Raw genomic sequence first — 23,830 nt, 5'->3', positions numbered from 1 at the left:
TCAGAACCGAACGTCCCGCCACGGCACGCGGGTGAGGTGGCGGCGCAGCACGAGGTGGGCGAGACGTTCGAGCAGCCACGGCCCCGCCGTCTCGTGGCGCTCGTAGCCGAGGAGCCGTCCCCATCGCCCGGCGGTGACGATCAGGGCGGTGACCCGCTCACGGCCGTCGCCGTCGCGGGCGGTCTCGATGTCGGCGACCCGGCCGAGGACGCGGCCGTCCGCGTCCCGGACGGGGCGCCGCAGCAGGGCGCCGGCCCGCAGCGTGTCCCCGGACCGGTCAGCCCGCATCGGTGGCTCCGGGGATGCGGGCGACCAGGGTGTCGCGCAGCCAGGTCTCCAGGGGCGGGTCGGGCAGGATCTCCCGACGCACGGAGAGGGTGACCGCGCTGGTGACCTCGGCCACCAGGTCGTACGGGATGCGGATGGGGCCACGGTCGCGCTCGGGCGCCAACTGTCGGGCCGTACCGGCCAGCCAGCGGCCGAGGATGCCGCGGACGCGTTCGCCGAGCGCCTGCTGGCCGACGAGCAGCGCGGCCCCGTACGGCGTGCCGTCCTCGGCCAGCGCCAGCTCCACGTCGTCGACCTTCCCGACCGGTTCGCCGTCGGAGTCGAGGATCTGCCGGTCGAGCAGGTCGAAGCCGATGAGCATGTCAGCCACCTCCCATCCGGGTGATGATCATCAGGGGGATCGCGGCGGTCGCGGCGGCGAGGACCACGACCAGGTAGAACAGGCCGACGGCGTTGGCGAGTCGGCCGTTGACGCGCCCGCCGAGGTAGCCGCGGTCGTTGGCGACGACGAGGATCGGCAGGTACGTCAGCGGCAGCGCCACCGCACTGAACACCAGGGTGTACTCGGTCAGCTGGATCGGGTCGATGGTGGTCATGAGCACCGCCACGCCGACGAGGATCGCGATCATGAGTACGGTGTGGAAGCGGGCCGCCTCCCGGGGGCGGCGCAGCTTCCCCCAGGCCCAGCCGAAGTACTGGGCGACGGTGTACGCGCTGGACAACCCCGTCTCCATGGCGGCGCCGAAGGTGGCGGCGAAGAAGCCGAGGATCGCCGCGGCCAGGCCCAGCTTCCCGAGCGCGATCGCGGCCGGCAGGGCGACCTGGGACAGCGCGTCGACGGACATCCCCAGGGGCTGGAACACGGTGGCGGAGGCGACCATCAGCGCGAACGCGAGCAGGCCACCGAGCGGGAACCCGACGAACACGTTGACCCGCGAGGTGAGCAGGTCCTTCGTGCGCCAGCGTTCCTCCACCCCGCCGGAGGAGAAGAAGAACACCTCGTACGGGGTCATCGCCGAGGCGAACAGCGCGACGGCGAAGAACCAGTAGGTGCCCCAGTCTTCGCCGGCGGGCGGCCCGGGGTGACTGGCCTGCTGCCACAGCTGCCCGGCGTCCGGGTGCAGGCGGAACAGCGCGATGATGAACACGACCAGGGCCAGGCCGGTGAGCCCGAAGACGTTCTCCAACAGCGAGAACTTCGCCCGCCACAGCGCGACCCAGAGCACGACCGCGACGACGGGCACCCACAGCAGGTAGTCGACGCTGGTGGCCAGTTGCAGCGCCAGCCCGACGCCGCCGATCTCCGCGCCGAGGGTCAGCACCGTGACGAACAGGGAACCGGCGAGGTTGGCCAGCGCCACCCGTGGCCCGAGGCGCTCGCGGACGAGGTCGAAGACCGGCCGGCCGCTGACCGCGGTGACCCGGCCGCTCATTTCGGCGTACGCGCAGATGCCGACCACGCCGACCAGCAGAACCCAGGCGTGGGCGAGACCGAACCGGGCACCGGCCTCGGCGTTGGCGACGATGTCGCCGATGTCGACGAATCCGCCGATGGCGGTCAGGATGCCCAGGGCGACGGCGACGACCCGTTTCACGACGACGCCCCGCGCACCCGGCTCACCGGTTGGCCTCGATGAGGTCGTCCAGCCGCCGGGCGGTGTCATCGAGGGCGGCGACGGCGTCGCGGAGCGTCCGGTCGTCGGCGGCGGTCGCGGCCCGGGACAACTCGCGGGCGGTGGCCTGCACCAGCGGGGCGAGCCGGTCGCGCAGCGCGGCCGGGGCGCCGTCGGGAGCGAGCGCGCTCCCGAATTTCTTCTGCGCGCCGGCCACGGCCCGTACGGCGTCGTCGTAGGCGGTGGCGGCGGCGGGGCCGAAGAGGTGGCCACGCAGCTGCTGGCGGCCGACCAGCGCACCGGTGGCCGCGGCGTCGTGCGCCGAGGTCGCCACCTGCAACGCGGTGCGCAGGTAGCCGGACGCGTCCTGCGGGCGCGTCGCCTGGTATGCCAGCCCCGCCCAGAGCCCCAGCACGGCCAGGGCCGTGACCGTCAAGCGGTGCGTCCTTCTCACCCGGTCGTACCTACCCACCCGCTGCGGCCCGCCAACCCCGTACGCGAGGTGTTTCCGTGTCACGCGACCCCGTCCGGCCGGCGGCGTGACCGGCCGCGTCGGGTCAGGGCCGGTCGCCGCGCGGGTGCCCCGGCCGGCGGTCCGTCGGCCGGCGGGGCGCGACCGGCCCGCCGGGGAAGTCGCGGCCGCCGCTCCACAGCGCTGGCACCGCGTCCAGGCTGCGGGCCAACTCGTACGCGATGCCCTCGTAGTTGACCCGCCAGCCGCGGAAGTGCGGCCAGGACTCCTCGGCCGAGCGTTCCAGCACGAAGCCCGCCCGCTGCACGTGCGCCACCGCCTCGGCGTACTCCTCGAACGTGAGCTGGAGCGGCCCGTCCGGCCGGGGGTCCGAATCGAACGGGATGCGGACGAGCCGGGCGACGTCGCGCAGCGCGGTGAAGCCCGAGCGCAGCATCAGCCGCGCGGCGGGGACCGGCGCCGACGACGGGGCCAGGGAGATGTGCATGGCGGCGGCGTCCATCACCGCGACCAGGGCGATCACCCAGCTGCGGTACGGGCGCGGCGAGCGGAACGACAGCAGCACGGGATAGTTGGTGTGGGTCTCGCCGATGTCGGCGGCCAGCCGCTCCCAGTCCTCGTACAGCCCGCGCAGCTCGTCCACCGTGCCGACGAGGGCCTGTCTGGCCAGCAGCTCCGGTCCCCACGCGGGCTGGGAGACGCGGGACTGCAGCAGGGTGACCTCCAGCTCCCGCCGGTTGTACGCGCCGTACAGCGTCGGCAGGTAGGCGATCTGCAGCGCGATGACCAGCGGCCCGCTCGCTGCGGCCACGAAGTCCAGCGGGGTGAGCCGACTGCGGGCGCCGGAGGCGAAACCGAGGGTGAACAGGCTGGACCCGGCCTCCCGGAACGAGTCCGGCAACGACAGCCCCGAGACGGAGTGAATGAGCAGCCCGTACGCGACCAGCAGCCCGGCCAGCCAGGACCACAGCATCGCGAGCAGCACGATCGGCGGCAGCCAGACGAGGAGCCGGTCGCGTGCGTCGTAGCCGCGGAAGGGCGCCGCCGCCCCGCGCAGCAGCCGGCGCGCCGACCGCCACAGCACCCGTACCAGCAACGACCCCAGGCCGCGCGGAACCACCAGGTTGCGCAGGACGCTGCCCACCGTGACCACCAGGACGGCCAGGCCGAGCACCCCGGAGACCCACCGCATGCAGCGACTCCTCGCCGGGTCAGGACACGCAGTACACGTCGCCGGAGTTGGCGGCGTGCGGCAGCGCGTCCAGGTGCGCCGCGACCGCCTCCGCCGACAGCCACCCGGGGAAGGTCAGGGCCATGTCGTCGCCCAGCGCCACGTTGAACCCGGTGAAACCGAGCGCCACGAGCCGGTCGAGGCAGCGCCGCGCCAACGGACGCTCGATCGTGGTGAACTCGAAGGAGAGCGCGGGCAGGGCGCGGCTCAGCCCGGTCAGCACCGCGTCCTCGAAACCCTCGACGTCGATCTTGACGAAGGCCGGCTCGCCGTGTTCGGCGATGAGGCCGTCGAGGCTGACGCACCGTACCTCGATCGTCGAGTCCCACACCTCGCCCTCCCACCCGCCCGCGCCGTCGGCCGCCCGCAGAAAGTGCGACGACGCCGTGGACACGGTGGGGTTGGCGGAGTTGACGTGCAGCTCGACGACCCCGGACCGCGCGCCGCACGCCGCCTCGACCGCCGTGACCCGGTCGTCGTCGACGTACAGGGCGCGCAGGGCGCGGACGCACAGCGGCTGGGGCTCCACGGCCACGACCCGGGCGCCGAGGCGACGGAAGCTGCCGACCCGGTCGCCCACGTGGGCCCCGACGTCGAAGACGAGGTCACCGGCGCGGACGAACTGTGCGTACAACTCGTCCATCGCGGTGTCGCGCTCGGGATGCCCGTAGTAGGAGTCGAGTGAACGGCGCAGCGGGGACAGCTCCGGATCGTTCCTGAGCGTCTGGATCGCTCTCGTGCGGGCGTCCACGCGAAGACCGTAGCCCCGCCCGTGCCGGATTATGCCCGGTTCGTCGAAACCGGCCCCCGCCGAGAGCACGAGAGTGTACGAGGCCGCGCGGGTCGACACCGGGCCCGTGATCGATGCGCTGGACCTACTGGTACTGCGCTGGTCAGCACGGTCTGCGTATCGATGGCCGTGGTTGTGCGTCGAGTCCTCGCCTGCCTGGCCGCCGCGCTCGTGGCCAGCCCCGTCGTCATGGTCGCCCAGGCGGCCTCCGCCGCGACCACCCCCGCGGCGCTCGTCATCGGCAGCGACTTCCCCGACCCGGACGTGATCAAGGTCGGGGGCACGTACTACGCCTACTCGACCAACAACGGCAACGGTAACGTGCCCGTCGCCACGGTCACCTCGCTGACCGGCCCGTGGACCCGGCGGCCGGATGCCCTGCCGACCCTCGGCCCGTTCGCCCCCGTCGGCACCGGGCCGCTGGTGTGCAACGGCGGCGAGGGCGGCGACATCGACGCGTCCAGCTTCGTCGACGGCACCGGACTGCGATACCTGCTCTACAAGGACGACGGCAACGCCATCGGCCAGCCGACGAGCCTCTGGCTCCAGCAGGTCGCCGCCGACGGCGTGACGCGCCAGGGCGCCCGCGTCGAGCTGCTGCGCAACGACCGCCCGGAGGAGGCCGGCGTCATCGAGGCCCCGGTACTGACCAGGGTCGGGGCCCGCTACGTGCTGTTCTACTCCCTCGGCGGGTACGGCGGCGACGGCTACCAGACCAGCTACGCCACCTCGACCTCGCTCACCGGGCCGTACGCGAAGGCGTACCGGTCGCTGCTGACCACGGCCAGCGTGGACGGCGCCGTGCGGGGCCCGGGCGGTGCGGACGTCGACGCCACCGTCTTCGCCCCCCGCGCCGGCGGCTACACCGCCCACATCGCCTACGCCGCCGGGTCCGGCGACGCCACGCACACACTGACCGTCAACGGCGGCGCCGCCCAGGTCGTCAGCTACCCGAACACCGGGTGGGAGACCTGGCGGCAGGTCCGCGCCGACATCACCCTGAACGCCGGGTGGAACACCCTGCGGCTCACCCACCGGGACCGCTGGGCCGAGCTCGACTTCGTCGAGATCGCCTAGGGACGGCGCGGGGCCGCCGCCGGGACGGCGGCGACCCCGGGCACCGGAGAACGGCCGCTACGCCGGGCTGCCGCCCGGCCCGGCCGCCGCCCCCCGTACGTCCGTCACGTTCTCGGCGAGCCGCCCGAGCACCCAGGCCACGGCGGGGACGTCGGTGTCGAGCGCCTGCCGGTTGAGGCTGCCGAGCCGGTCGCAGGGCTGGTGGTAGCAGTGGTCGAACATCTGCCCGGCCTGGCCGCCGAAGCGGGCCTGCTGCGCCGGTGTCTTGACGCCCAGGTTGCCGCCGTCGATCCCGCCGGTCGGGATGCCGACGGCCTCGAACGCCAGGTGGTCGGACCCGACGGACTCCGGAGCCGTCCGCTCGTACGGCAGCCCACGCCGGTCGAAGTACCCGGCGAAGAGGCCGGCGAGCACGTGCCCCCCGCCGGAGCCCCGGTCCCAGACGAAGCGGGCGTAGTTGGGGGAGGCGATCAGCTCCCCGTTGAGCACGGCCGCGACCCGCCGCCGCTCGTCGGCGGAGAGGGTGGACACGTAGTGTTCGGAGCCGACGTTGACCATCTCCTCCGCCCCCCACCAGGCGAACCGCACCTTGTTGGTCACGGCGTGCTGGCGTCCGGCCAGCGCCAGGGCCACCTGGAGGACGGTGGCGGCCATCGCGCCGTTGTCGTTGATGCCGGGCGCCTCGGTGACGCTGTCGAGGTGCGCGCCGAGCAGCACCACGTTGTCCGGATCGCCGCCGGCGGTCTCGGCGAGCAGGTTCACCGTGGTCCGCTCGACGGCCTGGGCCCGCAGCGTCAGGTGCGCGCGTGCGCCGCCGGCCCGCGACGCCCGCGCCAACTCCTCGCCGTCGCGCTGGGACACCGAGGCGACCGGGACCGTGAACGCCTCGGGGGCGAAGGCATGGAAGCGGTAGTTGTTCGCCGGCGACGGGGTGACGTAGTACAGCAGCACGGCGCGCGCCCCGACGCCGGCCGCCACCTGCTGCTGCCGGGTGTAGCCGCAGGCCGCCCGCGCGACCACCACGACCGCCCCGGCGGCCCCGACGCCGTCGTAGTCGGCCGGGTCGCATCCCGTACGTCCGGCGATGGGTGCCACCACGGGCGCGTCGATGCCCTCGGCGGGCGTCGACGGCGTGAAGCGGGTCATCAGCACGGGCACGTCCGTGACGGCGGTGCCGTCGACCCGCAGCCGCTCGGTGGTGACGTCGAAGTCGGTGTAGGGGACGGGCTGCTCCACGACCCGGTACCCGGCGGCCCGCAGCAGCGTGCTCACGTACTCCGCCGACCGGGTGAACCCGATGCGGTTGTAGGCCCGGTCGCCGCCGCTGGCGTCGGCGATGAGCTGCAGCGCCGCGAGGTGACGGTGGACGTCGGCGCCCGTCACGGCGGCCGCCAGCCGGTCGGCCAGGGGATCGGCGGCGCGCTGCCGCGCGGCCTGCTGTCCGGCGCGGCCCGGCGCGGCCTGCGCGGCGCCCGGCGGCAGGGCGGCGCCGGCCAGCAGCAGCACGCCGGCCACGCCGGCCATTCGCTTGTGGAGCGGGGTCAGGCTACGCACGACACCTCCGGTCGTCGGTCGGGATTTCGGGGGTACGCGCCGGCGGCGACGCCCCCAGCGGCACGTCCGCGGGGAAGTGCGGCTGAGGCTGCCGGTCCGGTCAGCCCGGCTGGTCCGGCCGGCGCACCGAGACGGGAAGCTCGGCCAGTCCCCGCAGGGTGGCCGTGGGCTCGTACGTGGCCGGGCCGGCCGGCGTGAGCCGCTGGCCGCCGGCGCGCAGCGCCACCAGCACCTCGCGCAGTTGGAGAGTCGCCAGGCCGGCGCCGAGGCAGGCGTGCGCACCCCGCCCGAAGGCCAGGTGCAGGCCCCGGCGCCGGTCGAGGCGCACGGCGTCGGGGTCGGGGAAGACCGCCGGGTCCCGATTGGCCGCGGCGAGGAAGAGCACCAGCACGTCGCCCCGCCGTACCACCTGGTCGCCGACCGTGCTGTCGCGCACGCACACCCGGGCGTCGGCCTGCACCGGGCCGTCGAGCCGGATCAGCTCGTCGAGCAGGGCATCGGTGGCGTGTGGGTCCGCCGGACCGGTCAGCAGTTCGGGGTGCCGGACGAGCCGGGCGAGGACGGCGCCCAGCAGCCGGCTCACCGACTCGTAGCCGGCGTGCAGCACCGCCCGCAGCGAGTTCGCCAGCACCGCCGCCGGTACGTCCTGGGTGCGAGCGGCCCGCCGGGCCGCCCCGAGGAAGCCCCGCTCGTCGGCGTCGGACAGCCACCCGGCGACGAGCCGGCTCAGCTCCGCCCGCGCGTGGTTGCCCGGCTCGGCACGCGCGGGTTCGAGGCCGGCGTCCATGCTCCGCACGATCGCGTTGGACCACTGCTCGAACTGGGCGCCGTCGGGCGGTGGCACGCCCAGGAAGGCGGTGATCGTGCGCAGCGCGACCGGGCGCGCGAAGTGGCTCACCAGGTCGACCGTCCCGGCCTGCCCCGCCAGTTCGGCGAGTTGGCGCGTGGCGATCGTCGCCACCTGCTGTCGTACGGTGTCCAGCGGCTGCTCGTGCAACGCCGAAACGAGCAGGTGGCGAATGGCGCCGTGCTCGGGCGGATCGAGCGATTGGACGCTCAACTGGGTGTCCGGGATATCGACGCCCACGCGGCGGAAGTCGGAGCCGAAGTCGGTCGTGTCGCCGAGTACCTGCCGGCACTCCGCATATCCGGTGACCACCCAGGAATCCAACACCCCGTGCCACTGGACGGTATTCGTCTCCCTGAGCTTCCGGTAGAACGGGTACGGGTCGGCGATCACGGGCGGGGCGAGCGGTTCGTAGCTCGACTCGCGTACCGCCGCGGTGGCCTCGTCCGCCACAGGACACGTCCCTTCCGAGGTGGGGAGATGTTGGGCAGGTGCCGCCGGGGCCGTCCGAACTGACCGGACGGCCCCGGCGACGGGCTCGACGGGCTCAGGTGTCAGTGGAGGTAACGCACGGCGGTTCCCCTTCCACTCGGTGCTCGGCTCGTCGGGAAATGCGGACGACGGCCGGCATAATTCCGTGATGCGGGTGAGGCGGGGCTCGGAGTGCCGCGCCTCCGAAGCGCAAGAGATCGCTGAAACAAAGCTTCAGCGGCGGCTTTCCCCGTGCCATTCGCCAACCTGCCACAGTGGCTTGCGGGTGTCAACTTCCAGCACCGGATAATGCTGCGGGCTTCATATGGTGAAGTTTGCTACGGCGGGCAAGGCATAGTCGAAGGTGATTTGCCGGACGGGCTCGCGGGCTTCACAGGGGACGCCGTGACGTCGTCCTCCGAAAGGAGCGCGCCGGGGCGTCCCCGCTACCGGTCCGGGCGGTCGTCGTCGCGATGCCGCTGGGCCGGGCGCTGGCGCCGTACGGGTGCGCGACGGGTGTCGTCGGCCACGAGCGTCTGTACCCGACGCAGTGTCGCGCCCGGCGCCATGATCGCTTCCCGCCACCGTTCCAACGTCCGGGTCAGCTCCCACACCGTCGCCCGCAACTCCTGCAGTTCGCGCTGGGACGCCGCCAGTTGTGCCCGGACGGCCAGTGCCTCGGCCTCCAGCTCGCTGACCCGGTTCCGCAGTGGCTGCACCAGGGTCAGTGCCGCGTCGGTCAACGCACCCGCCGTGTCGGCCTTCAACTTCCGCCGTTGCACCGTGATCGTGGCGATCACCCCGAGGCCGCTGGCCCCGCCGAACAGCCCGAGCGCGGAGATCAGGACCTGCGCCCACTCCGGCGAGCTGGGCACCTCCGCGGCGATCACGTCTGCACCCTCCGGCACGGGTCCGCCCCCGCCTGGTGCATGCGGACGAGCCAGCGCAGGGACCGCGCGATCTCGGCCGCGCGCAGCCACGAGCCGACCGTCACCGCGCCGACGAACGACACCGCCACGACCCCCTGCGCACCGGCGACCACCAGGACGGAGACGACGTACATCGCGGCGATCGCGCCCAGCATCAGCACCGCGGCGAGCTCGATGCCGAGGCCGGTGCCGAGCTGCCCCGGCCAGAACATGCCGAGCAGGCCCGCGACGCCGACCGCGACGAGGCCGAACTCCCAGCAGATCCTCATGGCCTCGGGCATCGCCACCTCCACCGAGTGGGGCCGGATGTCGCCCGCGGCCAGCAGGACGCCGCACACGGGCGCGACGGCGAGGACGGCGAACTCGTACGCCCGGTTGCTCGTCCGGTCCCGGAAGCCTCCCACGGCCGGCTCCTCTCCTGCGCGCGCGCCGTGCCGACGCGCGGGAAGCCGGCGAGCCGGGGGCCGCCACGTCGCAACGCCGCTCGCCGGAACGGCGCGAGCCGCAGCGCGGAAGGAGGCGTTCGGCCGAGGCGGCGACGGCTCGCCGCCGCAGTGCATCTCGCCGCCCCCGCCCGGGTCCGAGCCCGCGTGAGTCCAACATATTCCCAGTTCAGTGGCCTGGAAAGGGGCGGGCGGTAGGCGGGTCGATCGATGGGGCGCGGCCGGAGCGCGTTGTCGCGCACCCGACAGTTGCCGATCGTCCGCCGACCGCCCGTATCCCTTGCCGTCAGGCCGCGGGGCCGTCGGGGGCCGGCCGCCCCGACGTCCACCCGGTCACCCCGTCGTCCCGCCCGGGGCGCCGTCGTCGCGTACAGCGCTGGGCCAGCAGGGGCGCGTTGCGGGGAGTGGCCCGAGGCGACGGGAGCCGCCAGAGGGAGCGGGCGGTCGCCCCGTCCGGGAGGGGGAACTCGCCCCGGTCGGCGTAGCCGTGCCGGCGGTAGAGGTCACCGTGCGTTCCGGCGCAGGTCTCCGCGTACGTCGGCAGGCCGAGGTTGTCCATCCACCGCTGACTCATGGCCAGGACGGCCTCGGCCCGCTCGGTGCCACCCGGCCCGGGCGGCACGGCGAGGAACGCCAGGTGGTTGTGGGCCTCGCCCGGGCGGTGCGCGGCGAGGGCCCGGTCGAGCCGGAGGAACCGCGGCGTGTGCTCACCGCAGGCCTCGGCGAGGCGCCCAGCGTACCGGGGCGGGGCGGGGATCGGCCGGTAGCGGTGGATCCAGACGGTGGCGGCGGTGCGGTTGCGCAGCAGGAACGCGTCACCGAACAACAGCGCGTGCTCCGTCCAGATGCGGGCCACGCCGGCGAGGACGACGGGCCGCTGCCGCTCGTCGGGGACGAGCCAGGCGCCGAGCGGGGTGGCGGAGACGGTGGCGGTCACGAGGCTGACGATCAGGTCGATGTCGCACCATCGGGCGCGGTCGACGGGCAGGGTGAGGCTCATGGCGGAACTCCTGGTCAGGAGAGGGTCCAACGGGGGCCTGGAGCGACGGCGACGCGGCGGACCGACTGGGCGTGGGCCACTGTGGTCGGTGCCGGTCGGCGGCGTGGGCGGCCGGTCAGGCATCGGCTCGCCGGGTGGTCGGTGCTGCCCCGGCTGGGGGCCTGCTGGTCCGGCTGCCCGGGGTCAGGCCGGTCTGCTCCCTGGCCGGGGTGACCGGGACGGCGGGTGGCCGGAACGGCCCTCGCGGCTCATCTGCCCCGCCAGCATGGGCGGCGTCCAGGACGTGGGCGACGTGGCGGCGGCCGACCAGTGGGCGGCGCCGGGGAACTTCACGCCGGTGCCGTCGGCTGCCGGCGCGACCGGAGCAAGGCGGGGGTCGACGCCCGGCCGGGTGAGGTGCGGCCCCCGGTCGGCGGCGCTGTCCCGGTCGGTCGCGGCGCCGCGTGCGAGGCTCGCCGCCCCGGGGATCCGGACGGCGGCGTCATCGGTGGTGGCGGCAGCGAGGGCGGGCCGCCGGGCGCCGCCGGGGCGGGCGCGGTCGGCGTGTTCGGCGCCGTGGGCGAGGCGGGAAGCGACGGCGCGGTCGGGGAGCCCGGCGCGGCCGGTGAACCCGGTGGCGTCGGGTCGGTCGGTGCCGGGCCCGGTGGCGCGTCGGGCCCGGCCGGCGCGGGGGCCGGCGGGGTCAGGACCGGATCGAGCACGTCGAGCGCGGGGTCGAGCGGCCGCAGCACCGGGTCGAGGCCCTGCCGGACCGGGTCGAGGCCGGACAGGACGGGGTCGAGGACGGGCGACACCGGATCGAGGACGCGGCCGACGGTGCCGAGGAGCGGATCGGTCACGGGTTGCACGGCGGCGGCCACCGGGGCGACCACCCCGTCGCGGAGCGGGTCGGTCGCCGGCGCGACCACCCCCGCCAGGGCGGGCAGGATCGGCGCCCCGGCCCGGGTGGGCGTACGGGCCGGCTTCGGCGGGCGCGCCGGTGTCGCCTCGGCCCGGTCGCCGCACCCCGCCGTCTGGGAGGTGCGCGAGGAGTCGGGGCCGGCAGCCCGGCTCAGCCCCGCCTCGCCGTCGCCGCCCGCCGGGCCGGGCCGGTCGGCCCGCGGTGCTGGCGAGCCCGGAACGGCGGTGGGGACGGCGGCCGGGGAGGCGGGTGGCGGCGCGCTGACCACCTCGGCGGCCGCGTCGACGGCGGTCGCCGGTGGCGTCTCGGCGGCGCGCGCGATGCCGGCGGCGGCCGCCTCGTGGACGCCCCACGCGCAGAGGACGCCACCGAGAACGAGCCCGAGGCGCAGCGCTGCCCGCGCCAACCGCCCCCGCCGTCGACTCATCCCACGCCCCGCCTCTCCCGACGGTCACGCCCAGTATCGAGATGGACACTCTACCGTGTTCGGCTCGCTGCGGAAGCCCCACGGACCCGCGTGCCGCTGTCGCCGCACGGCGGGCGGGGAAGCCCGCCGCACGGCGAGCGGGGACGCCGTTCTCCACGGCAGGCGTTGACGTGGGGCCCTTCCTGCATCAGGCAGGATGGGCAGCGTGTCCATGCTGTCCGCGTTGCGTTGCCCGATCGTCGCCGCCCCGATGGCCGGCGGCCCGTCCACCCCGGCCCTCGCCGCGGCCGTCTCCGCCGCCGGCGGACTGGGCTTCCTCGCCGCCGGGATGCTCGCCACCGAGCGGCTGCTCGCCGACATCGCCGAGGTCCGGGCGCGCACCGACCGGCCGTTCGGGGTCAACGTCTTCCTGCCCCCGGCCGACGCCGTCGACGAGGCCGGCATCCGGGCGTACGCCGATCGGCTCGGCCCGGAGGCCCGGCGGCGCGGGGTGACGCTCGGCGAGCCGACCGGCGGCGACGACGCGTACCCGGAGAAGCTGGCCGCCCTGCTCGCCGACCCGGTGCCGGTGGTGTCCTTCGCATTCGGGCTGCCGGACGCCGCCGCGGTGGCCGCCCTGCGCGAGCGGGGCACGGAGGTCTGGGCCACGGTCAACCGACCGGACGCGGCCGTGGCGGCCGCCCGGCTGGGCGTGGACGCCGTCGTGGTGCAGGGCACGGAGGCCGGCGCGCACCGCGGCGGCGCGCCGGACGACGACGACTACGCGCTCCTGCCGCTGCTGCGGCTGGTCGCCGCCGCCTGCGACCGCCCGCTCGTGGCCGCCGGCGGCATCGCGGACGGCGCCGGGCTCGCCGCCGTGCTGGCCGCCGGCGCCGCCGCCGCGCAACTCGGCACGGCGTTCCTGCGCTGCCCCGAGGCGGGCACCTCGCCGATGCACCGGGCGGCCGTCGCCAGCGCCGCGCCCACCGCGCTGACCCGGGCGTTCACCGGCAAACGGGCGCGCGGCGTCGTCAACGACTTCCTCCGGCGGCACGACCGGTCGGCGCCGGCCGGCTATCCACAGGTGCTGCACCTGACCCGGCCGCTGCTGGCCGCCGCCCGCCGCGACTCCGATGCCGAGACCGCGAACCTGTGGGCCGGCCAGGCGCACCCGCTGGCCCGGGAGGTGCCGGCCGCCCAGCTGGTGGCGGAGCTGACGGCGGGCGCCCGGTCCGCGCTGGCGACGTCGGCCGACCGCGCGGCCCGCTGGCGCTGACCGATCCGTCGCGCGGCGCTCGCACGCCCGCCGGCCCAGTAGCGTCCATCGGGCCCGCCCGTGCGGGGACAGCCCGTCAGCCGTGCCAGGAGCGCCAGAGGGCCGCGTACGCGCCCCCGGCGCGGACCAGCTCGTCGTGGCTGCCCAGCTCGGTGATCCGGCCGTCCTCCAGCACGGCCACCCGGTCGGCGTCGTGCGCGGTGTTGAGCCGGTGGGCGATGGCGATGACGGTACGCCCGGCGAGCACGGCGGCCAGCGCCCGCTCGGTGCGCCGGGCGGTCGTCGGGTCGAGCGCGGCGGTCGCCTCGTCGAGGATCAGCGTGTGCGGGTCGGCGAGCACCAGCCGCGCCAGTGCGAGCTGCTGGGCCTCGGCGGCACCCAACTCGCGGGCACCGTCGCCGAGCTGCGTGTCGAGGCCGTCGGGCAGGTCGGCGTACCAGTCGGCGCCCACGGCGGCCAGCGCGGCGCGCATCCGCTCGTCGGACGCCGCCCCGGGGGCGGCGAAGGCCAGATTGTCCCGCAGCGAGCCGATGAAGACGTGGTGCTCCTGGGTGACCAGGGCGATCCCGCGGCGGCGCTCGGCCGGGTCGAGGTCGGTCACCGGGCAGCCGCCGAGGCTCACCACCCCCTCGCGCGGCGCGTCGATCCCGGCGAGCAGCCGGGCCAGGGTGGACTTCCCGGCCCCCGACGGGCCGACGACGGCGAGCCGCTCGCCGGGACGTACCGCCAGGTCGATGCCGTGCAGCACGTCGGGGCCGTCGGCGTACGCGAACCGCGCGCCGCGGACCACGAGCCCCTGCCCGGCCGGTGCGGACGCCGCGCCGCGCGGCTCCGGCGGCACCTGGCCCACCCCGAGCACGCGGGCGAACGAGGCGAAGCCCCGCTGCGCCTGCTCCATCCACTGCAGCAGCCGGTCCAGCGGCTCGATCGCCTGCTGGAGGTAGAGCGCGGCGGCGACCACCTCGCCGAGGGTGACCGCGCCCCGGGACAGGAAGAACCCGCCGACGAGCAGCACCGCGGCGATCGGCAGCGGATAGCTCGCCTCGACCCCGGGGAAGTACACCGACCGCAGCGCCAGCGTCGCCCGCCGGGTCTCCCACACCCGCCGGATGCGCCCGACGCCGTGCCGCACGCGCTCGTCGGCCAGCCGCAGCGCCTCGACCGTACGCGCGCCCTCCGCCGTCGTGGTCAGCGCGTCGGTCAGCTCGGCCGCCGCGGCCCCCTCGGCCAGGTACGCGGCGCCGGCGCGGCGCAGGTACCAGCGGGTCACCGCCCAGATCGGGGGCAGCCCGGCCAGCGCGACGACGCCGAGCAGCGGATGCAGCAGGAACACCGCCCCGAGCAGCAGCGACAGCTGCGCCGAGGCGATCACGACGACCGGCAGCACGTCGCGGACGGTCGCCCCGACGGTCGTCACGTCGACCGAGCTGCGCACGGCCAGGTCGCCGGTGCCGGCGCGCTCGACGACGGAGACGGGCAGGGCCAGCGTCCGCGCGACGAACTCCTCCCGCAGCCGTGCCACCGCGCGCTCGCCGAACCGGTGACCGGCGTACTGGGCGTACCGGGCGAGCAGCCCGTGCGCCAGCACGCCGCCGCCGATCGCCAGCGCCAGGCGGTCCACGGTGGCCACGCCCGCGCCGGAACCGACGGAGTCCACGATGCGGCCGAGCAGCCAGGGCGCGGCGAGCGCGGCGACCGCGGCGGCGACGTGCAGCGCCAGCAGGCGGGCGACCGCCCACCGGTCCCGGGCGATCAGGTCCACCGTGGCCCGGCGGACGGCCGCCCGGTCCGCGACGGGAAGTCCACTCATCGCCGCGCACCCCCCACCCCGGCCGAGGAGTCGCTGTCGGCCGGTCGCCGCCCCGGGCCACCAGCGCCCGGTAGCCCGGCTCCCGGGCGAGCAGCTCCGCGTGGCCGCCGGTGGCGACCACCCGGCCCCCGCTCAGGTACGCGACCGCGTCGACGCGCCCGAGCAGCAACGGCGACGTGGCCAGCACGACCGTGGTCCGTCCGGCCCGCGCCGTGGCCAGCCGCCGGGCGATGCGCTCCTCGGTGTGGGCGTCCACCGCCGACGTCGGGTCGATCAGGATCAGCACCTCCGGCTCGGCGAGCAGGGCCCGCGCCAGCCGTACGCGCTGCCGCTGCCCGCCGGAGAGCGTTCGGGCGCGGGTGCCGATCGGCGTGCCCAGCCCCTCGGGCAGCGCGTCGGCGACGTCCTCGGCCGAGGCCGCGCGCAGGGCGGCCCGGATCTCGGGGTCGCCGACGCCGGGCCGGACGCGCAGGATCTCCCGCAGCGTCCCGCCGAAGAGGTACGAGTCGTGGTCGGCGACCAGGATCCGGGCGCGCACCTCGTCGAGCGCGATCCGGGTCAGCGGCACGCCGCCCCAGGTGACCTCGCCGGCGGTGTACCGCCCGAGCCGGTCGGCCAGCGCGACGGCCTCGGCCGGGTCGTCGCTGGCGACGCCGAGCAGCCCGCCGGCGGGCACCGTCAGCCCGCTGGCCGGGTCGTGCAGGTCGGCGGGACCGGCCGGGGCGGGCCGGTCGTCCGGACCGCCCGTGTCGTCCGGGGCGATGGTGAGCAGGGCGATGATCCGTCGGGCGGCCACCCGGCCGCGGATCAGCTGGTATCCGCCCTCCAGCAGGAACCAGACCGGCACGATGAGGGTCGCCACGTATCCGTAGACGGCCACCAGTTGCCCGACGGTGATGTCGCCGGCGGCCACCATCCGCGCCGAGATCCACACCACGGCCGCGAGGAACAGGCCGGGGATGACGCTCGTCAGGGCCTCGATCCAGCTGTTGACGGCGCCGACCCGGTAGCCCTCGCGCAGCAGGTCCCGCGATCGGGCCGCGTACCGGCGGGCGAACAGTCCGCGCCCACCGACCCCGGCCAGCACGCGCAGCCCGGCCACGATGTCCCCGGCCCGGGTCGTCAGGTCGCCCTGCCGCTGCCGGTAGACCGACTCGGCCCGCTCCAGTCGGCGCAGCAGCGGCCCGATCAGCACCGCGATGGCGGGCACGCCCAGCAGCACGCACGCCGCGAGCAGCGGCGAGATCGACCACAGCACGACGGCGATGACCGCGTACGCGACGACCGCGCCGACCCCGGGCCCGGTCATCGTCAGCACCGCCGAGGTGTGCCCGATGTCGGCGCCGCCGACCGTGGCGACCTCCCCGGCGGCGAGCTTGCGCGGCAGCACCGCGCCGAGCCGGGACAGGTGCCGCACGAGGACCCCGGCGGAGCGGGCCGTGGCGTCCTCCCGGACGAACGTCATCGTGCGGTGCCGCATGATGCCCAGCCAGGCCAGCGCGATGCCGGCGGCGACGATCGCGGCGACCCAGCGCAGCAGGGCCCCGGTGTCGTGCGCCCGCAGCCCGTCGTCGACCGCGCGGGCGACCAGGTACGGCCGGGCCGCCAGCCCGATCATCCACGCCGTGCCGAACAGGCTGCCGCGCAGCACCCGCCACGGCTGGCAACGGACCAGCCACCAGATGTACCGCAGCGGGCCTCGCGTGTCGGGAACGCCGGGGTCGGGGTGGGGAAGCTGCGGGGGCATCCGCCCAGGCTAGGCGATCAACTTCGGCCGTACGGCCCGTGCGACGCCCGGCGGGCGGGCCGACTCAGCCGGCCTGGACCGACACGGCCAGCCCGGTGAAGGACGAGGGACCCACACCATCCACGGTGTACGCGGCGAACCCCGGACCCTTGGTGAGCCCCACGACGAACCGGGGCGGGTCTCCGCGGTCGCCGCGGTGGTCGAGGTGGACAGTCCGGCCGCGGCCAGGTCGAGCGCGGCGTCCCGCAGCGCGTACGAGCCGAACGCGTCCACGCTCGGCGGCCCGCCGGCCGGCTCCGCGGCACCGCCGGGGAGCTGCCCGCGCCCTTGGCGACCCGCCAGCGGGCGGGGTCGTAGGAGTCACCGTCGGTGAGGTAGCTCCACCGCACCCCGTCGATCGACCAGTGGCCGCCGGCCAGACCCACCCGCGCCGAGCGCAGGTCCAGGACGGACACCCCGGTCGTGCCGACCACCCGGAGGGACTCGCCCGCGGTGCCCGCCCCGGTGACGACCAGCGCGGTGTCCTCGCCGACGCCGTACACCCGGTCGTGGCCGGTGTCGGCGGCGAGCCGGATCGAGCGGCTGTTGCGGCCGCGGGCGTCGAAGTGGGTGTCGACGAGGCCGGAGGTGAAGAAGCCGAAGCCGCCCGCCGGCCAGTAGCCGAGGACGTCGTCGGTGTCGAAGACGCCCGGCTGGGCGCCGTCGCGGACGCCGGGGTAGCTCGTCCCGCCGGTGACCATGTCCCGGCCGGCGAGGATCTGCATTCCGGCGCTGGTGCCGGCGACCGGCGCGCCGGCGAGGAACCGCTGCCGGACGGCGCGCAGCACGGCGCCGTCCGTGCCGTCGGCGTGAACCATCGACTGGACGTAGCGGAACTGGTCCCCGCCGGTGAGGAAGAACCCGGTCATGGACGCGGCCAGCGCCGCGTTCGAGGGGTCGTCGCCGCTGCCGTCGCGCTTGGCGGTCACCGGGGGGATCCAGGTGACCTCCCCGGCCCCGTACGCCTTGAGGACCTTGGCGACGGCGTTCGCGCTCGAGTGGGGCACGGCCGACGACGCGCTCAGCACGCCGATGCGTGCCTGAGCGCCGCCGGCCTGGCGGACGAACTCGCCGTACACGGCGGCGTTGCCGTCGTCGAGCGCCCCGCCGACCAGCATCAGCACGCCCGGGCCGCCGCTCGTCGCGCCGGGCGTCGCGGCCGTCGCGGGGCGGGCGCCCCGGCCGGGGCGGCGGCGACGACCAACGCGGTCAGCAGCGACAACAGTCTGCGCCTGGTCATGCCCCCCGACGCTAGGTAGCGCGCTCCCAAACGTCAATACATGCCCATACACCACGCCCCCGCCCCCGCCCCCGCCCCGCCCCGCCCCGCCCCGCCCCCGCCCCCGCCCCCGTCCCCCCGCCCCCTCCCGCCCGCCCCTCCCGCCCCCGCCCCCACCCCTCTCCCCGCGATCTTGCACATTCGGCCCTCGTTATGGGCCCCATGCCGGATTTGTCGGGGCCAAAACTGCAAGTCACCCGGTCTTTTCGGGACGCCTCGCAGGCGTGAAAATGGTGGACAGGTCGCCCGCCGACGCCGATCGATCTTGGTCTAGTTGAGGCCGTCTGCAAGTCTGGCGCCGGGGCCCGGACTCTTGTGGGTCACGCACTGTTGCTTCGAGCACGCCGGTCAGATTTTCGGTTCCCGACCGAGGCCCCCGGGCGACCTACCCACTGGTCGATCACGGTGAGGAGGGACGCGGGCGGATGCGCGGGTTACCCGAAGAGATCCCGGACGCTGACAGCGAGAAGGTCTGGGAGCGGGTGTGTGCGGTCGATGTGGCCAAGGAGTCGGGGATGGTGTGTACCCGGCTACCCGCCGCGGGTGGGCGGCGGGTGAGCCGGGTGTGGCAGGTGACGGCGACCACGAACGCGGTCAGTGACCTTGCCGCCGATCTGGTGGCGGCGGGGGTGGAGAAGGTCACCGTGGAAAGCACGTCGGACTACTGGCGGATCTGGTTCTACCTGTTCGAGGCAGCCGGGTTGGACGTGCAGTTGGTCAACGCCCGTGACGTCAAGAACGTGCCCGGGCGGCCGAAGACCGACAAGCTGGACGCGGTGTGGTTGGCCAAGCTCACCGAGAAGGGCCTGTTGCGGCCCTCGTTCGTGCCTGCGGCTCCGGTGCGGGTGTTGCGTGACTACACCCGGATGCGGGTGGATCTGGTCCGGGACCGGACCCGCTACTGGTCGAGGTTGGAGAAACTGCTTGAAGACGCCCTGATCAAGGTGTCGTCGGTGGCCTCCACCCTGCGGACGGTGTCGACGCGGGACATGGTTGAGGCGTTGATCGCCGGTCAACGTGATCCGGCGACCCTCGCCTCGCTGGCCCACGGAGCGCTGCGCCGCAAACGCAACGCCCTCATCGAGGCACTCACCGGCCGCTTCGACGACCATCACGGCGAGTTGGCCCGGATCCTGCTCGACCAGATCGACCGCCTCGACACCGAGATCGCGAAACTCACCACACGGATCGGGCAGATACTCGACGACATCGACCCACCGTCCCAGCCGGGCGGCGGCGACGGCGACACCCCGGCGCCAGACGCCCGGCGGCGCCTGGCCGAGATCCCGGGCATCAGCACCGAGTCCGCGCAACTGATCATCGCCGAGATCGGTCTGGACATGACACGGTTCCCCACCGCGGCGCACCTGGTGTCCTGGGCGAAGCTGTGTCCGCGCACCATCCAGTCCGGTACCAGCCTCACCGCGGGCAAGACAGGCAAAGGCAATCCGTACCTCAAAGGCGCCCTCGGTATGGCCGCAGCCACCGTCGCCCGCGGCAAGGGAACGTTCCTGTCCGAACGCTACCGGCGTCTGGTCACACGTCGAGGCAGAGGCAAGGCCAAGGTCGCCGTCGCCCGCTCCATCCTCGTGATCATCTGGCACCTGCTCAACGACCCAACCGCCCGTTACCACGATCTCGGCGCCGACTTCCACGAACGCCGTATCAACACCACCCGGAAGATCAACAGCCTGGTCCGGCAACTCGAAGCCCTCGGCCACACCGTCACCCTGCAACCGACAACCTGACCCACACCCCCACCCCGCCCGGGCTGGCCATCAACACCGGGCCAGCCCACCGCGCCCAAAACCCGTCGTGGTACAGGTCATTTACCGGTCAGATCGCGGGGGAGAGGGGGCAGGGGGTGTGCGGGGCGTGTAGCGGTCGGGGTGGAGGGTGGGGACTTTCGTCGTCTCGGATAAAAGTCTGGCAGGGGACCCGAAGACCAAGCAGGTCAAGCTGCTCACCACCCTCGCCGTGATGGGCAACCGGGGCAGCGGCAGCGAGCTGGTCAAGAACGAGGAGGGCCTGGTCGGCATCACCCTCGACCCGAAGTTCGCGCAGAACGGCCGGGTCTACGTCTACTGGATGCCGCACGAGTCGATCGACCGGGACCGGCGCATCGGCCAGCGGACCGTCTCGCGCTTCACCTACGACGCGGTGCGGCAGACGATCGACCAGGGCACGCGCAGGGACCTGCTGCACTGGGACACCCAGATCCACAGCTGTTGCCACGCCGGCGGCGGCATGACGTTCGACGAGTCCGGCAGCCTGTACATCGGCAGCGGTGACAGCAACTCCTCCGGCGGCTCGAACGGGTACTCCGGCAACAACTGGACGCAGGACTACAAGGGCGTCTCGTTCCAGGACGCCCGGCGCACCTCCGGCAACACCAACGACCTCAACGGCAAGATCCTGCGCATCCACCCGGAGCCCGACGGCACGTACACGATCCCGCAGGGCAACCTGTTCACCGGGCGTGAGGAGGGCGGGGGCAAGACCCGCCCGGAGATCTACGTGATGGGCGTACGCAACATCGCGCGCATCGCCTGGGACCCGGTCAACGACTGGCTCACCGCCGCGTGGGTCGGCCCGGACGCCGGCGCCCCCAGCCCGGACCTCGGCCCGGCGAAGTACGAGACGGCGACGATCATCACCTCCGCCGGCAACCAGGGCTGGCCGTACTGCATGGGCAACCGGCAGCCCTACCGGGACCGCAGCAACACCGACGCCACCGTGCTCACCGGCTGGTACGACTGCGACAACCTGAGGAACACCTCGCCGCGCAACACCGGCCTGGTGGACATCCCGCCCGCCCGGGACAACATGATCTGGTACTCGCCCCAGGGCGGCGGGCCCGTCTTCCCGAAGCGCACCGACGGCAGCAACCTGCCGACGTACCAGCTCGGCGACGAGACGTTCACCCAGCGGTACCTCAAGGGCGGCGGCCAGGCCATCATGGACGGCCCCACCTACCAGCGGGAGAACGTCGACGTCGACAGCGGCGTGGCGTGGCCGGAGTACTGGGACGACAAGTGGTTCATCGGCGACCAGTCCAACGCCAACAACCGCATCGCCGTGACCGTCGACAAGAGCAGGGTTCCCAGCAGCGGGCCCCCGGCCTTCGCCGAGGACCTGCGCAGCATCATCCGCTCCGGCAACGGCGCCACCCAGCTCCAGTCGTGGATGGACGCCAAGTTCGGCCCGGACGGGGCGCTGTACCTGCTCGACTACGCCGGTGGGTTCTTCAGCCTGCACGCCAACCAGAAGCTGGTCCGGGTGGCGTACACCGGCGGGCCGGCGACGCCGAACCCGAACGACGCCGCCGCCCGCGCGGTGGCGCAGAGCAGCCCGAAGACGATCGCGTTCTCCAGCGCGAAGGCCGGCGGCGTGGCGTGGGAGTGGAACTTCGGTGACGGCAGCGCGCCGTCGCGGGAGGCCAACCCCACCCACACGTACGCCGACTACGGCACCTACCAGGCGACGGTGAAGGTCACGTACGCCGACGGCGAGGTCGCCACCGGCAAGGTGCAGGTCGTCGTCGGATGCGCTGCCCCGGACACCCGGCGGACGGTGCGGCTGCTCGACACCGACACCGGCGTGGCCAACCACGTCGCCGGCGGCAACTGCACCGTGAACGACCTGATCGACGACGAGCGCTCGTGGTCCAACCACGGCCAGTTCGTCAGCCACGTCGCCCAGGTCGTCAACGAACTGCGGGCCGACGGCGTGCTCGACAGGGGCGAGGCGCAGACGCTGCAGAAGGCGGCGGCCCAGTCGGAGATGGGCAAGGCCGCCGGCTACCGGGCCATCTTCGACGGGACGGCCGGCCCGCTCGCCGACTGGCGGCAGGCGCCGGGCGGGTCGTTCGCGCTGCGGCCCGACGGGACCATCCGCAGCTCGGGCGGGCTGGGCATGCTCTGGTACGCCAAGCAGGAGTTCGCCGACTTCTCCCTGCGGATGCAGTTCCGGGACGTCTCGGCGGATGGCACCTACGCCAACAGCGGCGCGTTCATCCGGTTCCCCGACCCGCGCACGCCGCTGGCCGACCGGCCGGCCGGCAGTTGCGGGACGGTCGGCTCGGCGCGTAGCTCGCAGGCGTGGGTGGCGATCTACTGCGGCCACGAGATCCAGATCTACGACGGTCCCACGGGCGAGCCGCAGAAGACCGGCTCGGTCTACAACTTCGACCCGAACTCCCTGGACCAGGCCGGGGCGACCCCGAAGGGCCAGTGGAACGACTACGAGATCCGCGCCGTCGGGCAGCGCTACACGATCATCCGCAACGGCGTGGTGATCAACGAGTTCGACAACACCCCGGGCAAGTCGTCGTCCCGGGCAAGCGACCCGCCCACGGACCTGCGGCAGTTCCTCAGCGGGTTCGTCGGGTTGCAGAACCACGGCACCAACGACCTGATCGAGTTCCGTAACGTTCGGGTCCGCAGCCTGTAGGCACCACCACCGGACGCCGGGTACGGGGACGCCTGTCTCCGTACCCGGCACGTCCGTGCGCCAGCCGCGCAACCACGTTGCCCAGCGGGCGCTTCCGCTGAGCCGTCAGGACTTGCGGGCCGTACGCCGATTGCCGAACGACTCCATGGTCGTCGCCTTCCGCGCCGGGGCCGGCGTCGCCGACGTGGTGCGGGCTCGGGCGGGCGCGGCCCTCTTCGCGGCCACCTTCCGCGCGCCGGCCCGGGTGGCGGTCGGGCTCTTCGGCGGGGCGTTCTTGGCGGCGGCCGCCTTCGCCGTCGGCCTGCGGGTGGGCGTCGTGGTGGTGGCGGAGGTGTCCTTTTTCCGCGCGACGCGGGTGGTGGTCGGCTTCGGTTTCCCGCCGGGGGTCTTGGCCAGGCTCGCGCCGGTCGCCCGCTTCGTGGCCGCCGCGACCTTCTTCGCCGCCGCCGTCCGGTTCGCGGGAGCCTTCTTCGCCCCGGTGGACTTCCGGGCCCTGCCCGCCGGGACGGTACTCCTGCCTGCGGTCATCCTCACTCCTCCTCGCCCGTCTCGCCAGCGGCGCCCGCCGCACGGCCGTCGGCCGCAGCCGGCGGCCTCGGGCCGGCCGAACCGCTCGGCGGGGGTTTTCCCCCGACCTCGACGGGCAAACTCCCGGTCGGAGGGACCCGCCCTCGTGGCTTGAGTGCCCACCTGTGGAGCTGATGGCGTGGACGATTCGCCGGAGCGCCCCGGTGATGTCGCGGGCGGATCAGCTCCACAGGGGCCGTTGGCGGCAGGCGACGACAGGCCGAGGGCCGGCTCAGCCCCTGCGCCACTTCTGGTTCGCCCGGGTTCCGCAGTTCGTAGACACACGAGTTTGTCCCGTCTCGGGTTTGTGCTGGTTGAAACTCGGCAGCGTCGACCGCCTCGACGTCGAAGGGCTGCGCAGGCTGGCCGCGTCAATCAACAAGCACTTCGGCGACGTCGACATGCTCGGCGACACCGCCGAGGCCAGCCTTGCCGCGGGCGCGGCGCCCATCAAGGTCGTACGCCCGCCCGCTCGGGGTGACGTGGCTGCTGGACGGGCTGTGGCGGCGCTTGGAGGTCGCCGCGGCGGTGCGCGCCGCCACCGACGGACGCCGGTTCATCACGACCATGGAACGGGTGCTGTTCGCGCTGGCCGCCAACCGTGCGGTCGCGCCGATGTCCAGGACCAGGGGGCAACG

20 protein-coding genes and 2 pseudogenes are annotated in these 23,830 nt (G+C 74.3%); 5 read left to right on the top strand and 17 right to left on the bottom strand.

The features are described 5' to 3' along the window. The 6 genes from JD77_RS26955 to JD77_RS26930 all read right to left on the bottom strand — a co-directional run bounded on the left by JD77_RS26955 (nt 1) and on the right by JD77_RS26930 (nt 4,355). The gene (locus JD77_RS26955; RefSeq protein ID WP_145776706.1) at nt 1–288 is read right to left on the bottom strand and encodes a PRC-barrel domain-containing protein; all 288 of its coding nucleotides are present in this window, start codon (nt 286–288) and stop codon (nt 1–3) included. Then, entirely contained in the window at nt 278–649 is a 372-nt protein-coding gene (locus JD77_RS26950) for a hypothetical protein (protein ID WP_145777804.1), read from the bottom strand. The genes JD77_RS26955 and JD77_RS26950 overlap by 11 nt, the downstream gene beginning before the upstream one ends. 1 nt (nt 650) lies before the next feature. Continuing rightward, complete coding sequence (locus tag JD77_RS26945; RefSeq protein ID WP_145776705.1) at nt 651–1,883, bottom strand: NRAMP family divalent metal transporter; 1,233 nt, start codon at nt 1,881–1,883, stop codon at nt 651–653. 22 nt (nt 1,884–1,905) lie between these two features. Further along, entirely contained in the window at nt 1,906–2,337 is a 432-nt protein-coding gene (locus tag JD77_RS26940) for a hypothetical protein (RefSeq protein WP_145776704.1), read from the bottom strand. A 121-nt stretch (nt 2,338–2,458) separates the two neighbouring features. Then, a complete protein-coding gene (locus JD77_RS26935; protein ID WP_211372688.1) occupies nt 2,459–3,565 on the bottom strand; it encodes a hypothetical protein in 1,107 nt (368 codons plus the stop codon). A 19-nt stretch (nt 3,566–3,584) separates the two neighbouring features. After that, entirely contained in the window at nt 3,585–4,355 is a 771-nt protein-coding gene (locus JD77_RS26930) for an FkbM family methyltransferase (protein ID WP_246140980.1), read from the bottom strand. A gap of 162 nt (nt 4,356–4,517) precedes the next feature. Between JD77_RS26930 and JD77_RS26925 the strand changes: the two genes are divergently transcribed. Next, the gene (locus JD77_RS26925; RefSeq protein WP_246140979.1) at nt 4,518–5,471 is read left to right on the top strand and encodes a family 43 glycosylhydrolase; all 954 of its coding nucleotides are present in this window, start codon (nt 4,518–4,520) and stop codon (nt 5,469–5,471) included. A gap of 57 nt (nt 5,472–5,528) precedes the next feature. Here JD77_RS26925 and JD77_RS26920 read toward each other — a convergent pair whose 3' ends face one another. From JD77_RS26920 to JD77_RS26895, 6 genes are all read right to left on the bottom strand, one after another. Further along, entirely contained in the window at nt 5,529–7,025 is a 1,497-nt protein-coding gene (locus tag JD77_RS26920; RefSeq protein ID WP_211372687.1) for a M28 family peptidase, read from the bottom strand. 100 nt (nt 7,026–7,125) lie between these two features. Continuing rightward, entirely contained in the window at nt 7,126–8,325 is a 1,200-nt protein-coding gene (locus JD77_RS26915; protein ID WP_145776703.1) for a cytochrome P450, read from the bottom strand. Nucleotides 8,326–8,789: 464 nt separating this feature from the next. After that, on the bottom strand, nt 8,790–9,233 hold the full coding sequence (locus JD77_RS26910; RefSeq protein WP_211372686.1) for a hypothetical protein: 444 nt from the start codon (nt 9,231–9,233) through the stop codon (nt 8,790–8,792). Further along, a complete protein-coding gene (locus tag JD77_RS26905) occupies nt 9,230–9,676 on the bottom strand; it encodes a hypothetical protein (protein WP_145776702.1) in 447 nt (148 codons plus the stop codon). Before JD77_RS26905 ends, JD77_RS26910 begins: the two co-directional genes overlap by 4 nt. Before the next feature lie 325 nt (nt 9,677–10,001). Next, nucleotides 10,002–10,715 (bottom strand): hypothetical protein, encoded by a 714-nt coding sequence (locus JD77_RS26900; protein WP_145776701.1) that lies wholly within the window; start codon nt 10,713–10,715, stop codon nt 10,002–10,004. A gap of 329 nt (nt 10,716–11,044) precedes the next feature. Further along, nucleotides 11,045–12,043: a hypothetical protein gene (locus JD77_RS26895; RefSeq protein ID WP_145776700.1), complete on the bottom strand. Its 999-nt coding sequence runs from the start codon at nt 12,041–12,043 to the stop codon at nt 11,045–11,047. A 211-nt stretch (nt 12,044–12,254) separates the two neighbouring features. On the opposite strand from JD77_RS26895, the gene JD77_RS26890 reads away from it, so the two are divergent. Further along, nucleotides 12,255–13,298: a nitronate monooxygenase gene (locus JD77_RS26890; protein WP_145777800.1), complete on the top strand. Its 1,044-nt coding sequence runs from the start codon at nt 12,255–12,257 to the stop codon at nt 13,296–13,298. Nucleotides 13,299–13,374: 76 nt separating this feature from the next. Here the strand turns inward: JD77_RS26890 and JD77_RS26885 are convergent, their stop codons facing one another. From JD77_RS26885 to JD77_RS34855, 4 genes and pseudogenes are all read right to left on the bottom strand, one after another. Beyond that, on the bottom strand, nt 13,375–15,108 hold the full coding sequence (locus JD77_RS26885) for an ABC transporter ATP-binding protein (protein ID WP_145776699.1): 1,734 nt from the start codon (nt 15,106–15,108) through the stop codon (nt 13,375–13,377). Between the two features lie 322 nt (nt 15,109–15,430). Beyond that, a pseudogene (locus JD77_RS26880) lies at nt 15,431–16,726 on the bottom strand (ABC transporter transmembrane domain-containing protein); the annotation flags it as partial. Between the two features lie 146 nt (nt 16,727–16,872). After that, complete coding sequence (locus tag JD77_RS26875) at nt 16,873–18,018, bottom strand: cyanophycinase (protein ID WP_145776698.1); 1,146 nt, start codon at nt 18,016–18,018, stop codon at nt 16,873–16,875. Then, nucleotides 18,012–18,134, bottom strand: coding sequence for a hypothetical protein (locus JD77_RS34855; protein WP_281292129.1), 123 nt, complete (start codon nt 18,132–18,134; stop codon nt 18,012–18,014). The genes JD77_RS26875 and JD77_RS34855 overlap by 7 nt, the downstream gene beginning before the upstream one ends. 464 nt (nt 18,135–18,598) lie before the next feature. Here JD77_RS34855 and JD77_RS26865 point away from each other — a divergent pair, with 464 nt between their 5' ends. After that, nucleotides 18,599–19,921: an IS110 family RNA-guided transposase gene (locus JD77_RS26865; RefSeq protein ID WP_145773799.1), complete on the top strand. Its 1,323-nt coding sequence runs from the start codon at nt 18,599–18,601 to the stop codon at nt 19,919–19,921. 148 nt (nt 19,922–20,069) lie between these two features. Further along, entirely contained in the window at nt 20,070–22,625 is a 2,556-nt protein-coding gene (locus JD77_RS26860; protein WP_246140977.1) for a 3-keto-alpha-glucoside-1,2-lyase-like domain-containing protein, read from the top strand. A gap of 105 nt (nt 22,626–22,730) precedes the next feature. Here JD77_RS26860 and JD77_RS26855 read toward each other — a convergent pair whose 3' ends face one another. After that, nucleotides 22,731–23,153 carry a hypothetical protein gene (locus JD77_RS26855; RefSeq protein ID WP_145776696.1) on the bottom strand — a complete coding sequence of 141 codons (423 nt, stop codon included), beginning with the start codon at nt 23,151–23,153 and terminating at the stop codon, nt 22,731–22,733. 353 nt (nt 23,154–23,506) lie between these two features. Here JD77_RS26855 and JD77_RS35685 point away from each other — a divergent pair. Then, nucleotides 23,507–23,816 (top strand): annotated as a pseudogene (locus tag JD77_RS35685) (IS1634 family transposase); the annotation flags it as partial. Between the last annotated feature and the right edge of the window lie 14 nt (nt 23,817–23,830).

It is taken from the genome of Micromonospora olivasterospora, assembly GCF_007830265.1.
GTDB classification, from domain to species: domain Bacteria; phylum Actinomycetota; class Actinomycetes; order Mycobacteriales; family Micromonosporaceae; genus Micromonospora; species Micromonospora olivasterospora.
Note: the sequence above shows the minus strand (reverse complement) of the source record. Positions and strands in the feature narration are given on the sequence as shown.

Coding starts and splice junctions, on each gene's coding strand:
- JD77_RS26895 (WP_145776700.1), bottom strand. CDS start 12,043: ATGAGTCGACGGCGGGGGCGGTTGGCGCGGGCAGCGCTGCGCCTCGGG.
- JD77_RS34855 (WP_281292129.1), bottom strand. CDS start 18,134: ATGACCAGGCGCAGACTGTTGTCGCTGCTGACCGCGTTGGTCGTCGCC.
- JD77_RS26885 (WP_145776699.1), bottom strand. CDS start 15,108: ATGAGTGGACTTCCCGTCGCGGACCGGGCGGCCGTCCGCCGGGCCACG.
- JD77_RS26950 (WP_145777804.1), bottom strand. CDS start 649: ATGCTCATCGGCTTCGACCTGCTCGACCGGCAGATCCTCGACTCCGAC.
- JD77_RS26935 (WP_211372688.1), bottom strand. CDS start 3,565: ATGCGGTGGGTCTCCGGGGTGCTCGGCCTGGCCGTCCTGGTGGTCACG.
- JD77_RS26855 (WP_145776696.1), bottom strand. CDS start 23,153: ATGACCGCAGGCAGGAGTACCGTCCCGGCGGGCAGGGCCCGGAAGTCC.
- JD77_RS26890 (WP_145777800.1), top strand. CDS start 12,255: ATGCTGTCCGCGTTGCGTTGCCCGATCGTCGCCGCCCCGATGGCCGGC.
- JD77_RS26925 (WP_246140979.1), top strand. CDS start 4,518: ATGGCCGTGGTTGTGCGTCGAGTCCTCGCCTGCCTGGCCGCCGCGCTC.
- JD77_RS26955 (WP_145776706.1), bottom strand. CDS start 288: ATGCGGGCTGACCGGTCCGGGGACACGCTGCGGGCCGGCGCCCTGCTG.
- JD77_RS26900 (WP_145776701.1), bottom strand. CDS start 10,715: ATGAGCCTCACCCTGCCCGTCGACCGCGCCCGATGGTGCGACATCGAC.
- JD77_RS26865 (WP_145773799.1), top strand. CDS start 18,599: ATGCGCGGGTTACCCGAAGAGATCCCGGACGCTGACAGCGAGAAGGTC.